Genomic DNA, 13,740 nt, shown 5'->3' with positions numbered 1-13,740 from the left:
GTAATGATTCAAGTTTATAAACACAGCAACGGCCATCTGGAAGACAACATTTCCCTGGCATCGGCTGAAAAAGGTTCATGGATCCACGTCGTAAATCCGGATTCCGAAGATTTACAGCTCGTATCCATGGTCACGGAAATCCCCACTGATGTCCTGAAAACCGCCTTGGACACGGAAGAACGTTCGCACGTCGAAATCGAAGACAATTACATCTTCGTCGTCATCAACATCCCGATCATCTTGGAAACGGATAGTTATGACACCTTGCCGCTGGGCATTTTCATCACACCGGACTTCATCATCACCCTCTGTATTCAAGAAACAGAAGTCATGCGTGCTTTCACAGAGAACAAGTATCCCCTGTTCTATACCTTCAAGAAGACGCGTTTCCTATTCCAGATCCTCTATCGTTCGGCGACGCTGTTCCTGCGCTACTTGATGCAGATTAACCGCCGGACCGACGACATCGAAGAAATCCTGCGCCATTCCATGCGCAACAAGGAATTTTTCCTGCTCCTGGAATTACAGAAATCACTGACCTACTTCACGTCAGCCCTGCGCAGCAACGGCATCGTCATGGAACGGCTCATGCGCCTGCGCCGCAATACGTCGCTCCACCATCTCATCAAGATGTATGAAGAAGACGAAGACCTCCTGGAAGATGTCATCATCGAGAACAAGCAGGCTATCGAAATGGTCGAGATGTATTCCAATATCCTCATGAATATGTCCGATACCTTCGCCTCGATCATTTCCAACAACCTGAACCTGGTCATGAAATTTCTGGCATCCATTACGATCATGCTGGCCGTCCCGACAATCATCTTCAGCTTGTGGGGCATCAACGTCCCTGTCCCCTTCCAGGACACAGCGGCCGGTTTCTACTACGTCGTAGGCATTGCCATGTGCTGCACCATCGTCGCCGTCATCATGCTCTGGCGGAAGGACCTATTCTGAAAGGCCCTTCATCATGCTCTTGATGGGTTCAAAAGAGCGGCGGTGAATCGGACACGGTCCGTATTCCCGCAACGCTTCCATATGCATTTTCGTCAAATATCCCTTGTGGACGGCAAAGCCGTACTGGGGATATTTTTTATCGTATTCCACCATGAGCCGGTCACGGGTGACCTTGGCGATGATAGAAGCGGCGGCGATAGATGCGCTCAGGGCATCGCCGTGGACTAAGGACTTGTGGGGCACGGTCAGTTCCCGGAGGGGCATGGCATCGACCAGGACCGCTTCCGCCGGCACAGCCAGGCCGTTGACGGCGTCATACATGCCCTGCATGGTAGCGTGGTAAATGTCGAGCTCGTCGATTTCTTTTTCCGACTTGGCCATGCAGGATACGGCGACGGCTTCGGCCATGATCTTATCATAGAGCAGGTCCCGCTTGGCTGGCGGGACTTTTTTACTGTCATTGAGGCCGGGACATTCCCAATATGGCGGCAATATGACGGCGGCTACCATGACCGGTCCGGCTGCCGGGCCGCGGCCAGCTTCGTCGATACCGGCCACGTGGTACAGGCCTTGGTTATAATAGACCGTTTCCTGGGCATACATATGGAGGACCCGTTCCCGCTCAGCTTCTTCCCGGATTTTCTGGCGCATATAGGCAGCGGCCAGTTTGCGGACCGACACGCGGCTATCTTCTTTCATGGCTGCCAGGAGTTCCTGTACGTCATCGCCAGCGGCTAACTGAGCTTTAAGGTCGGCGACTCGGAATTTCTCGATATCCATGGTCAGTCCTCCCCTTCGAAATCGCCCAGGCGGTCCAGGGAAATGGCACCGATCTTGCCTTCACGAAATTCCTTGAGGATGAGTTTATAGGTCTTTTCCAGGTCGACGACGCCACCCGATACGATACAGCCCCGCTTGCGGCCGATGGCTTCGATCGTATCCAGGGGCTTTTCACAGAGGCTGTCCAATTTATAGCGGCCTTTCAGTTCATCCGGATACTGGGCCGACAGCTGTTCGACGAGCTGCAAGAGGACCGTTTCCATATCGAAGACCGTGTCGGAAATGGCGCCCGTCGCAGCCAGGCGGTAGGCGCTGACCTGGTTTTCCAGTTTCGGCCACAAGACGCCCGGCGTATCCAGAAGGTCGAGCTGGTCGCCGATGTGGACCCACTGCTTGCCCTTCGTTTCGCCCGGTTTATCTGCTGTCTTGGCCGCACTGCGGCGGGACAATTTATTGATGAGCGTCGACTTGCCGACATTGGGGATGCCCAGGATCATGGTCCGGACGGCACGGTTCTTGAGGCCCCTTGCCTTCCAGCGGGCCAGCTTCGGCGCTGCCAGGGAACGGACGAGGGAAATGAGCTGTTTCACGCCCTTGCCGCCTTTACTGTTCAAGGCCAGGACTTTGCGGCCCTGCTGCTTATAATAGGCCACCCATTCGTCAAGGACAGCCGGATCGGCCAGGTCGGCCTTGTTGAGGACGACGATGGACGGCTTGTCGCCGATGAGGGACTTGATCATGGGATTGGTGCTGCTCATGGGAATGCGGGCATCGACGAGTTCGATGACGACATCGATGATCTTGAGATTTTCCTGAATCAGGCGCTTGGCCTTGGCCATATGGCCGGGATACCAGTTGATTATCATAATGTTACTCCTTTGGTGATGAGAAAAAAGGGCCTTCACATGAACATTTCGCCTATCATGTAAGGACCCTTTAACTTTAATGTTTGACGTTTGATGCTTGATGTTTGATGTGAGGTTTTAAATTTTACCCATTCACATCAAACATCAAACTTTCAACTTCAAACTTACTATATTAGCCTTCTCTTGTTTCGGTGAGTTTCTGGATGTGGGCGACGACTTCGTCGATCGGTTTGGCACCTAAATCGCCTTTAGAACGGTCACGCAGGCCGAGGGTACCGTTTTCCATTTCCTTGTCGCCGACGACGGCCATGTAAGGAACTTTTTCCATCTGTGCCTTGCGGATCTTGTAGCCGATCTTTTCGCTGCTTTCATCGACTTCGACGCGGATACCCAGTTTCTTGAATTTCTTAGCCAGGTCTTTGCAGTAAGCCAGGTGTTTGTCCGAAATGGGCAGGAACTTGATCTGGACCGGAGCCAGCCATACCGGGAAAGCACCGGCATAGTTTTCAGTGATGATGCCCAGGAAGCGTTCGATACTGCCGAAGCAGGCGCGATGGACCATGACCGGACGGTGTTTCTGGCCATCTTCGCCGATGTAAGTCATGTCGAAGCGTTCCGGCATGAGCATATCGAGCTGGATGGTACCGCACTGCCAGGTACGGCCGATGGAGTCTTTCAGGTGGAAGTCCAGTTTCGGGCCGTAGAAGGCGCCGTCGCCTTCGTTGATGACGTACGGGATGTGGCGTTCTTCGATGACATCATGCAAGGTCTTGGTAGCCAGTTCCCAGATTTCGTCGGAGCCCATGGAGTCTTCCGGACGAGTGGACAATTCGACGTGGTATTCCAGGCCGAACTGTTTGTATGCCTTGTCGAAGAGGTCCATGACGCCGGAGATTTCTTCTTTCATCTGGCTCGGCAGCATGAAGATATGGGCGTCGTCCTGAGTGAAGCAGCGGACGCGGAACAAGCCGTGGAGGGCACCGTGGAGTTCGTGACGATGGACCAGGCCGAGTTCAGCCATGCGCATGGGGAAATCACGATAGCTGTGGACATTGCTCTTATAGACCAGGATGCCGCCGGGGCAGTTCATCGGTTTGATGGCATAGGGCTGTTCATCGATGGTGGTGAAATACATGTTATCGCGGTAGTGATCCCAGTGGCCGGACTGTTCCCAGAGGTGACGGTTGAGGATCAGCGGTGTCATGATTTCATCGTAATCGGCTTCGTCATGGAGTTCATGCCAGAACTTGAGCAGGTTGTTGCGCAAGATCATTCCCTTGGGATGGAAGAACGGGAAGCCCGGACCTTCTTCGTGGAAGCTGAACAAGTCGAGCTGTTTGCCCAGCTTGCGATGGTCGCGTTTTTCAGCTTCTTCCATCATCTTCAAGTATTCATCGAGTTCCGATTTCTTTTCAAAAGCGGTACCGTAAATACGCTGGAGCATCTTGTTGTGTTCATCACCGCGCCAGTAAGCGCCGGCAACGGTACGCAGTTTGAAGGCCTTGACGGCGCCTGTCGAAGCGCAGTGCGGACCGGCACAGAGGTCGACGAAGTCGCCCTGGCGGTAGAGGGAGATGACAGCATCTTCCGGAAGGTCTTCAATGAGTTCTACTTTATAATCCTGACCGGCGTCTTTGAAGAGCTTCAAAGCATCGGCGCGGGACAAGACTTCTTTAGTGATAGGGAGGTTTTCTTTGACGATCTTGGCCATTTCAGCTTCGATAGCGGCGAAGTCTTCCTGTGTGAAACGGTGTTCTGTATCGAGGTCGTAGTAGAAACCGTTTTCAATGGACGGGCCAATAGCAAATTTAACACCCGGGAAGAGGTGCTGGATAGCCTGAGCCATGACATGAGATGCTGTATGGCGGAGGGTATCTTTCCCTTCCTGGTCGGCGAAGGTGAGAAATTCAACGGTCGAACCGTCGACGATAGTTTCACGGAGGTCCGTGACTTCACCATTGACTTTTGCTACTAATACTTTCTTTGCAAGACTGTTGCTGAGCTGTTTGACAGCTTCGGCAAGAGAGATGCCATCGGGAAACTGTTTTTTGCTTCCGTCTTTTAATACTAATTCTGCCATTACAAACATCCTCCTTAATAAAAAAAAGCTCTCGTCCTCAAGGGACGAGAGCTTAACTCACGTGGTTCCACCCTAGTTCACCAGAAAAAAATTCCGATGTACTCAAGCGCGATAACGGGGCGGCCGGAATCCCCTACTCAGTTCGGAGATTCAGCTCCAAGGCGGTAACTCGCTAGGCTTCATAAGGCACTCACACCACTGTGCCTCTCTCTGGAATAAAGGGACTATCGAGTCATATCCTTTTCAAAGCTTCTTACATATCTCTATGTATGCGTAAATTATACGGCACGAGATGAGGCTTGTCAAGGGTGTGGTGTGCAAAGGTTTCGGATATCATACAAATATTCGTCTGGCAATCGTTTGTCGTGGGTCGTTTGCCGTGGTTCGAAGAATATTCGCCAAACGGCAAACGCCAAACGAACCACAAAAAGGCTACTGCAAATGCAGTAGCCTTTTTATTATGCACGGTTAGATAACTTATGCAATGCCTTTCTGTTTCTTGATGGCTTCTGTGAGGAGCGGGAGAACTTTGAAGACATCGCCTACGATACCATAGTCGCAGACTTTGAAGATCGGAGCATCTTCGTCTTTGTTGATAGCGATGATGCAGTCAGAACCAGTCATGCCTGCCAAGTGCTGGATAGCACCGGAAATAGCGCATGCAATGTAGATCTTCGGACCAACTGTTTTACCAGTCTGGCCAACCTGATGGAGAGCATCGATCCAGCCAGCGTCAACAGCTGCACGGGATGCACCAACAGCGCCGCCGAGGACGTCTGCACATTCTTTGAGGATACCGGTCTTGAACGGTTCTTCACTGTTCATGCCACGGCCGCCAGCAACGATAACGTCAGCGTCTTCGATTTTAACGCCTTCGCCGCCCAATTTGATGAGTTCGACGAATTTGGTCATGAAGTCAGCATCGGAGAGGTTAGCTTTCTTTTCGATAACTTCGCCAGTTGCAGAAGGATCTGCTTCCGGTTTTTTGAAGACATGCGGACGGACAGTACCCATCTGCGGACGGTTGTCCGGGCAGATGATTTCAGCCATGATGTTGCCGCCGAGAGCCGGACGGGTCCATACGATGGTCTTTTTGTCGTCGTCAACGCCGAGCTGCGTGCAGTCAGCGGTGAGGCCAGTCTTCAAGGAATTAGCGACACGCGGGCCGAGGTCACGGCCGATGTTGGTAGCGCCAACGAGGAATACGTTCGGTTTTTCTTCATGGAAGAAATCGCAAATAACTTTTGCATAAGCCGTCGTATTGTAATGTTCGAGCTGAGGATCATCATAAACGTATACTTTATGAGCACCGTGAGCGATAAGTTCCTGAGCCAACGGTTTTACGTCTTTACCAATGAGGATTGCACCGACTTCGTCGCCGATGGTGTCAGCCAAGATGCGAGCCTGGCCCAACAATTCGAAAGATACATCACGTAATTTGCCTTCGAACTGTTCAGCAATTACATAAATGCCTTTATATTCTGCTAAATCCATTTTCACTGTTCCTCCTTAGATTAAATGATTTTCTGGGCAACCAGTTTTTCCATGACCTGGTCGACGATTGCCTGTTCGTTGTCATCTTCAACTTTGAGAACGAGACCACCGGATCTCTGAGGCGGTGTGAAAATCTTACGGACTTTAGTCGGAGAGCCAGACAAACCGATCTGAGCGTCGTCAGCTGCAACAGCAGCAGCGTCCAAGTTCGGGATTTCGCGGCGTTTTGCTTTCATCGTGCCACGAATGGTCGGGAAACGCGGTTCGTTCAAGTCTTTAACAGCGGTAATCAATACCGGGAAGTTAGCTTCTGTTACGATGTAGCCTTCTTCGTTTTCCTGCTGAACAGTAACTTTGTCGCCTTCGACTTTGATGTCGCGGGCATACGTAATCTGAGGAATACCGAGTTCGCAAGCGATCTGCGGGCCAACCTGTGCGGTATCGCCGTCAATAGCCTGTTTGCCGCAGAGGATGATATCGAACTGTTCGATACCTTTGTCAGCAGCCAATTTTTTGATAGCCTGTGCCAAAGCATAGCCCGTAGCTAACGTATCGGAACCACCGAGTTTGCGGTCGGACAGAAGATAAGCATCGTCAGCGCCCATTGCAAGGCCTTCACGAAGAACGTCTTTTGCCTGATCAGGACCCATCGAGAGAAGTGTGATTTTTACGTCTTTGTCAGCATCTTTCAATGCGAGAGCTGCTTCCAAAGCGTTCTGGTCGAAGGGGTTAAAAATGTTAGGAACACCAGCGCGGATGACCGTATGTTTTACGGGGTCAATCTTAACTTCTGCAGTGTCCGGAACCTGTTTGACACATACCAATATTTCCATTTACGTTTGCCTCCTAAAATCTTTTTTTATGTAACGGGCCCAGCAAAGGGCCAGGCCCGAGCATAAACTTCAATTATCTTAACAGAGCACCACCTGTAACCATGAGCTGAACTTCGTTCGTGCCTTCGTAGATCTGAGTGATCTTAGCATCGCGCATGTGACGAGCAACCGGATATTCTTCGCTGTAGCCATAGCCGCCGAAGATCTGGACAGCTTCGGTCGTTACGCGCATAGCGACGTCGGAAGCAACGCGTTTTGCGATAGCAGCGTCAACGGTGAAGGGTTTGCCTTCCTGTTTCTTGCAAGCAGCTTTGTAAACGAGGTTACGAGCAGCTTCGATCTGCATCTTCATGTCAGCCAGTTTGAAGGAAATGGACTGGAATTTGCAGAGCGGTTTGCCGAACTGTACACGCTGTTTGGAGTATTCAACAGCATCTGCCAAAGCAGCTTCTGCAATGCCGAGAGCCTGAGCAGCAACGCCGATACGGCCGCCGTCCAAGGTCATCATAGCAATCTTGAAGCCTTTGCCTTCTTCGCCGAGCATGTTTTCAGCCGGAACTTTGACGTCCTGGAATACGAGTTCCATGGTCTGCGAAGTATGGATGCCCATCTTGTCTTCTTTCTTGCCGTAAGTGAAGCCCGGAGTACCGTCTTCGAGGATGAAGGCTGTAATGCCGTGGTTGCCTTTGCTCTTATCGGTCATAGCGAAGACGATGTAGATGTCAGCAGCGCCGCCGTTGGTGATGAAGATCTTGGAGCCGTTCAACGTGTAAGTGCCGTCATCGTTCTTAGTAGCAATGGTCTGCTGGCCGGAAGCATCAGTACCTGCGTTCGGTTCGGTCAAGCCGAAAGCGCCGAGTTTAGTGCCTTCAACCAAAGGAACGAGGAATTTTTCTTTCTGAGCTTCTGTACCGAACTGCCAAATCGGGTTAGCGCAAAGGGAAACCGTTGCCGACAAGGTGATAGCAACACCAGCGTCGTATTTAGCCAATTCTTCAACAGCGAGGATGTAGCTCAAAACGTCGCCGCCGTCATCGCCGGAACCGCCGTATTTTTCTTCGAAGTAAGCGCCGGTAATACCGAGGCTGAGCAATTCGTCGATGAGTTCTTTGTCATAAATACCTTTGTGGTCGCGTTCCGTAACGGTCGGTGCTAATTTCTTTTCGCCGAAATCATGAGCGAGTTTTAAGAAGTCCTGTTGAATATCTGTTAAGTTAAAATCCATGATGTTTCCACTCTCCTTAGTGTATAGTTAGTTTAGTAAAGCCATAAGATAAAAACCTGAACACTGAGGCGATACATTTCCAGGCAGGAAATCCTGTTTGGATATATATTCACACCGCCTCACTGCTTACAAGTGCATTGTACAACTTTTCACATGTTAAATCAATAGCAAAAAGCCTATAAACCACAATATCACTATTCCATTTTCTCATCCTAAAACTTTAACAAGACTTTTTTGTACTAATAGAGGTAAAAAGATTAAAATCTTCTTGACACGGTACGCCTTGTTTTTCCAATATACGCTATTGTACGTATACCTAACTATACTGGTTACAAATATTAAGGAAAGCTTACTGTTGTATTATAGCACGGATACCCCGGAAGTTGTCAAGGATATGTGCTGTAATTCCCCAAATTTTATAATTTTCATACGTATAAATCTTTACGTTATAAGTACGGCGCGGTTTCCAGCCCTTCTGGGATGACAGGGCCAGACCTTTCGGAAAGCCCGGTGCCGGCCGGGTGGCCAGTTCGATGCGGCCGATTTCCGGGTCATGCTCGTCGAACCAGGCTAAGGGAACGGTAAAAGTATGGTCCACTTCCCCCTGGCTGAGGACAAACCGGTCCGTATCCATATAAGCGGCAAAGGGCCATACCGTGACGCCTACAGGCGATTCCATGTAATCCAAAGGGCCCCAGACGTGGATATGAGACGGATCGACGCCGAGTTCTTCATTCGTCTCCCTGAGGGCTGCTGCCAGGGCGCTGTCGTCGCCATCGTCGATACGGCCGCCGGGGAAACAGACGTCGCCAGGCTGCCAGCCCAGCTTGCTGCTGCGCACTTCGAACACGACCTGTTCTTGCCCGTCTTTGTAAATAATCGGTACTAAGACGGCACAAGCCCGCGTATTCATGCAGGTATTCTGACGGACAACGCGGTCCGGCCAGGGCTTAAAAGCGTTCATAGACGACTCCCTTCTAATAAAAAGACTAAGTTCAAAGAAGTACAAAGTAAAAGAGGCTGTCTTCACGCGACAGCCTCTTTTGAATTTTAACTATTTTATGACGATGTTGATGATTTTCTTCGGTACGACGATGAATTTAACCACTTTCTTATCGCCAATAAATTCCTTGATATGCGGTAAGGCCAGGACTTGTTCCTGCAAAGCGTCCTTATCGATATCGACGGCGACGGTCAGGCGGTCGCGGACCTTGCCATTGATCTGGACAGGCAGTTCGATTTCGTCGACGACGAGAGCCGATTTGTCGACTTCCGGCCAATCCTGGGCATGGACGCTGCCTTCAAAACCACAGAGCTGCCAGAGTTCTTCCGTAATATGCGGCGTGAACGGTGCCAGGAGCTTGAGCAGGTTCTTGTTGGCTTCCAGGGCAACGGCCTTATGGATGGTCTTGTTAGCGCCGACATAGGCATGCATGGCATTGACGTATTCCATGATCGAGCTGACAGCCGTGTTGAGGCCGTAGTTGCCATCGGTACCGCGGATATCTTCGGTGACCTTGGCCAGGGCCTTAAATTCCTGGAAACGCAGTTCTTTTTCAGCTTCTGTGTAATCCGTCCCATCCTGACCGGCTTTAGCCAGATTCTGGAACTGATGGACAATGCGCCATACGCGATTCAGGAAGCGGTACGAACCTTCGACGCCCTGGTCAGACCAAGCCAGGTCGCGTTCAGGCGGAGCGGCGAAGAGGATGAACAGGCGGGCCGTGTCGGCACCGTATTTAGCGATGATTTCTTCCGGCGAGACGATGTTGCCTTTGGATTTACTCATCTTGCTGCCGTCGAGGAGGACCATGCCCTGTGTCAGGAGGCGTTCGAAAGGTTCGACGTTGTCAACGAGGCCGGCATCATAGAAGACTTTCATGAAGAAACGGGAATACATGAGATGCAGGATAGCGTGTTCGATGCCGCCGATATACTGGTCGACGTTCATCCAGTGGTTGGCTTTCTCAGGATCCCAGGCTTTTTCATCATTGCGGGCATCGGTGTAGCGGAGATAGTACCACGACGAGCAGACAAAGGTATCGATGGTATCCGTTTCACGCGTAGCCGGGCCGCCGCACTTCGGGCACGTGCAGTGGACGAAGTGTTCACTCGTAGCCAGCGGCGATACGGCACCGGCTGTGAATTTGACGTCTTCCGGCAGCTTGACCGGCAGCTGGTCTTCCGGTACGAGCTGTTCGCCGCATTTCGGGCAGTAGATGATAGGGATCGGAGCGCCCCAATAGCGCTGACGGGAAATGAGCCAGTCGCGCAGACGATAGTTGACGCGGCGTTTTCCTAAGCCCTTTTCTTCCATGTAGTCGATGATGGCTTTCATGGCCTTATGCATTTCCATACCCGTGAAAGGACCGGCATTGACCAGGACGCCGTCTTTGTCTTCATAGGCATGGTCCATTTCTTCCAGCTTCAGTTCGTGGTCTTTCGGCTGCAAGGTAATGATTTTAGGGATGTTGTATTTCGTAGCGAACATCCAGTCACGCTGGTCACCGGTCGGTACGCCCATGACGGCGCCAGTCCCATAATCGTAGAGGACGTAGTTGGTGATCCAGATCTGGACACTCTTGCCCGTGAGCGGATGGACGCAGTCGATGCCGGTATACATGCCGACTTTTTCCGATTCTGTGCTCGTCCGTTCGATATCGCTGGTATTGCGTACTTTTTCGCAGAAAGCTTCCAGTTCGGCCTTCTTGGGATTATTTTCCAAAAGCTTGTGGACCAAGGGATGTTCCGGCGGCAGGACGACGAAAGTGACCCCATAAATCGTGTCCGGACGCGTCGTGTAGACGGCGACTTTTTCCTTCAGACTGGGGATATCGAAACTAAATTCCAAGCCTTCACTGCGGCCGATCCAGTTCTTCTGCATGGTCTTGACGCGTTCCGGCCACCCCGGCAGGAGCTTCAAGTCTTCCAGCAGGCGGTCGGCATAATCGGTGATCTTGAAGAACCACTGTTTCAAGTCCTTTTTGACGACCGGCGTGTCGCAGCGCCAGCATTTACCTTCGATGACCTGTTCGTTGGCCAGGACGGTGTTGCATTTTTCGCACCAGTTAACTTTCGCTTCTTTGCGGTAAGCCAGGCCTCGTTTGTAGAGCAGTTCAAAGATCCACTGCGTCCATTTATAGTATTTTTCATGGCACGTAGCGACTTCGCGGTCCCAGTCATAAGACAGGCCCAGCGCCTTCTGCTGGCGCGTCATGTTGGCGATGTTGCTGTATGTCCATTCTGCGGGCGGGATATTGTGCTTGATAGCTGCGTTTTCTGCAGGCATACCGAAAGCATCATAGCCCATAGGATGCAAGACGTTATAACCGTTCATGCGGCGATAACGGGCAATGACGTCACCAATCGTGTAATTGCGGACATGTCCCATGTGCAGATTCCCCGACGGATACGGGAACATTTCCAATACGTAATACGGCGGCTTGCCGTTGTCTTCGCTGCAGCAGTCGCATTGACTTTCTTCCCATACGTGCTGCCATTTCTTTTCTATTTCCTGTGGAATATACTTTTCCAATTGTGAGAGCCTCCTATCCTGCCCCAGTCAAAATACAGACAGTCTGTATTACAGCGTCTTGAGTATTATTATAGTGGCAGGGCGGCGTCAAGTCAATTCATGTTTTGCAAAACGCTGCCAAAAATGTAACGGTTCAAAGCCCTTGCGCCAGAAAGCGGCACCGCCCAAACCATATGCCTGGACCAGTCCGGCCTTGGCTTTCAAGGATTTTTCATCTTCGAACCAGATCTTGACGGTCCCCGTCGTCAGGGGGAGTTCCAGGTAATAGAGCTGCAGATCGTCATTCCAGACGACATAATCTTTATAAGCCTTGAGGATATCTTCGCTGTCGGCCATGGTCAAGGTGCGGACAAAGAGCTTGCTCTTGCCGCTTCCCTTATGGGCCGAAGACGTCGATGGTGTCGTCGTCAGCTTTTTGGGCGCCGTCTTGATATGGCGCGGCAGGACGCGGCGCTTATACGTTTCCCCGTCAAGTTCGACCGGCATGATGACCGGCTGTTTGACCCGGCGGGCATTTTCCTGTTCTGCCGTCACGACCTGGACCAACATCGGCAAAGCGGGCGTTTCGGCTGCTTCGGTCTTTGCCTCGCCGTATTTCACACCTTTCATCGGCGGTGCGCCGACGACAGCCGGCCAGTCGCGGATATCTTTCGGTAAGTCGCGGCCATCGCTGGATTCATACCACAAGCGCATGTACAGGGGCATGCCCAGGAGGACTTTCGAAGGCGGTACGAGATCGATCGTATTCTGCACAGCCCGTTCGACCCAGGGATAGGAAGCGACAGGACCGGCTTTGGCGCTGCTCCGGCCGAACTGGTCATAGGCCATGACCATGAGGTAGTCGAGATGCGGGGCCAGGGCCGCCCGGTCATAGACGAGGGACCAGTTGGGACTGTCCGAAAGAGGCGTAACATCCATGGAAAGCTTGATGCCGTAGGCATGGCAGGCCTGGGAAATCTTGGCTACAAAAACCGTCAAAGCGTCTTTATCGCTGTAATTGATGTTTTCAAAATCGATGTTATATCCTTTGAAATCATATAATAAAGCGTAGCCGACGAGCTGGCGGACCATGGTATCCTGGAGGCGGCTGTTGCTCAGGATCTGATGGGTCAGTTTGGGGTTGAAATTATTGTCGAGCAAAGGCCACATGGCGTATCCCTTGCTGGTATACGTCGAAGCCAGCATATCGAAGTCGGGATTGCGCAGTTCGATGCCGCTTTCAGTCAGACGGAAAGCGCAGGGAGACATGACAGGATGGTGTGTCTGTAAGGACGGCAGGTTGGCGTCTTCCTTCATGACAGGGTCCCAGAAGAGGACCGTCCCCATCTTCCCTTCTTTCACTGCTGCCGGGGCCGCATCCTGCACCTCGCGGAGTTCCGGTACCGTATGGACGGGCTGGGACGGCGGCAGGAGTTCGTTCTTTTCTGTCGTCCCGTTGCCCAGGACATAGCTGATGCCCAGTGGACGGCGGACATGGCGGATATTGATGGTCCGGCCGCCGCTGACAGCCCGTCCCGGCAAGGTCAGCTGTACATTTTCATTCTGCCAGGCCGTCGAACCGTTCCGGGCCTTCGGCAGGCGGAACCAGTACGTCCCCTTGGCGTGGTCGGCTTCGCGGATGCCGTATTGTTCCAGCGCTTTATCCGAGACGAGCCAGCGGCCCTGGTCTTCGACGATTTCTAAATCTTTGATGGCTTCATTGGGAATCGGATTGGACACGACAGGCACGCTGAAAGCCGGGTCCGAGGCCTTGGCACTGTCGGTGACCGGGCCATTGGCCAAGGAAACAGCGCTCAGGGACAGACAGATCAAGGCGGCCAGGCAGGACGTCCGCATAACATGGTTGTATTTCATCGTCATTTGCTCCTCATGAGGATTGGAAAAAACTCTTCAATCCTGTATAATTCTATGGTAACCGTGAACCTATTCAGGTTCTGTTCACATTGTTTCATTATACCACAACAAAGGGG

The 13,740-nt window shown here is 51.8% G+C and carries 10 protein-coding genes and 1 other annotated feature; of the genes, 1 reads left to right on the top strand and 9 read right to left on the bottom strand.

Annotated features, from left to right (window positions below; translation table 11 throughout):
* Positions 1-3: 3 nt before the first annotated feature.
* On the top strand, positions 4-957 hold the full coding sequence (locus tag NOS26_RS08445) for a magnesium transporter CorA family protein (RefSeq protein ID WP_014017058.1): 954 nt from the start codon (positions 4-6) through the stop codon (positions 955-957).
* On the opposite strand, the gene NOS26_RS08440 is transcribed toward NOS26_RS08445, so the two are convergent.
* The 9 genes from NOS26_RS08440 to NOS26_RS08400 form a co-directional block, all read right to left on the bottom strand.
* Entirely contained in the window at positions 949-1,737 is a 789-nt protein-coding gene (locus tag NOS26_RS08440) for a ribonuclease HII (RefSeq protein WP_255917566.1), read from the bottom strand. The genes NOS26_RS08445 and NOS26_RS08440 overlap by 9 nt on opposite strands.
* 2 nt (positions 1,738-1,739) lie before the next feature.
* Positions 1,740-2,603 carry a ribosome biogenesis GTPase YlqF gene (ylqF, locus tag NOS26_RS08435; protein WP_022498186.1) on the bottom strand — a complete coding sequence of 288 codons (864 nt, stop codon included), beginning with the start codon at positions 2,601-2,603 and terminating at the stop codon, positions 1,740-1,742.
* Positions 2,604-2,775: 172 nt separating this feature from the next.
* Positions 2,776-4,683: a threonine--tRNA ligase gene (thrS, locus tag NOS26_RS08430; protein WP_022498187.1), complete on the bottom strand. Its 1,908-nt coding sequence runs from the start codon at positions 4,681-4,683 to the stop codon at positions 2,776-2,778.
* A 37-nt stretch (positions 4,684-4,720) separates the two neighbouring features.
* Positions 4,721-4,939: a binding site (T-box leader), on the bottom strand.
* Between the two features lie 221 nt (positions 4,940-5,160).
* A complete protein-coding gene (locus NOS26_RS08425) occupies positions 5,161-6,177 on the bottom strand; it encodes an electron transfer flavoprotein subunit alpha/FixB family protein (RefSeq protein ID WP_014017062.1) in 1,017 nt (338 codons plus the stop codon).
* A 20-nt stretch (positions 6,178-6,197) separates the two neighbouring features.
* Entirely contained in the window at positions 6,198-7,010 is an 813-nt protein-coding gene (locus tag NOS26_RS08420; protein ID WP_022498188.1) for an electron transfer flavoprotein subunit beta/FixA family protein, read from the bottom strand.
* A 73-nt stretch (positions 7,011-7,083) separates the two neighbouring features.
* Positions 7,084-8,235: an acyl-CoA dehydrogenase gene (locus NOS26_RS08415; protein WP_014017064.1), complete on the bottom strand. Its 1,152-nt coding sequence runs from the start codon at positions 8,233-8,235 to the stop codon at positions 7,084-7,086.
* Between the two features lie 349 nt (positions 8,236-8,584).
* Complete coding sequence (locus tag NOS26_RS08410; RefSeq protein WP_014017065.1) at positions 8,585-9,199, bottom strand: CoA pyrophosphatase; 615 nt, start codon at positions 9,197-9,199, stop codon at positions 8,585-8,587.
* A 90-nt stretch (positions 9,200-9,289) separates the two neighbouring features.
* A complete protein-coding gene (gene leuS / locus NOS26_RS08405; RefSeq protein ID WP_255917563.1) occupies positions 9,290-11,770 on the bottom strand; it encodes a leucine--tRNA ligase in 2,481 nt (826 codons plus the stop codon).
* An 87-nt stretch (positions 11,771-11,857) separates the two neighbouring features.
* Positions 11,858-13,624: a glycosyl hydrolase family 18 protein gene (locus tag NOS26_RS08400; protein WP_255917562.1), complete on the bottom strand. Its 1,767-nt coding sequence runs from the start codon at positions 13,622-13,624 to the stop codon at positions 11,858-11,860.
* Positions 13,625-13,740: the final 116 nt, after the last annotated feature.

The organism is Megasphaera sp. SC8-1 (assembly GCF_024436295.1).
Lineage (GTDB): Bacteria > Bacillota > Negativicutes > Veillonellales > Megasphaeraceae > Megasphaera > Megasphaera elsdenii.
Note: the sequence above shows the minus strand (reverse complement) of the source record. Positions and strands in the feature narration are given on the sequence as shown.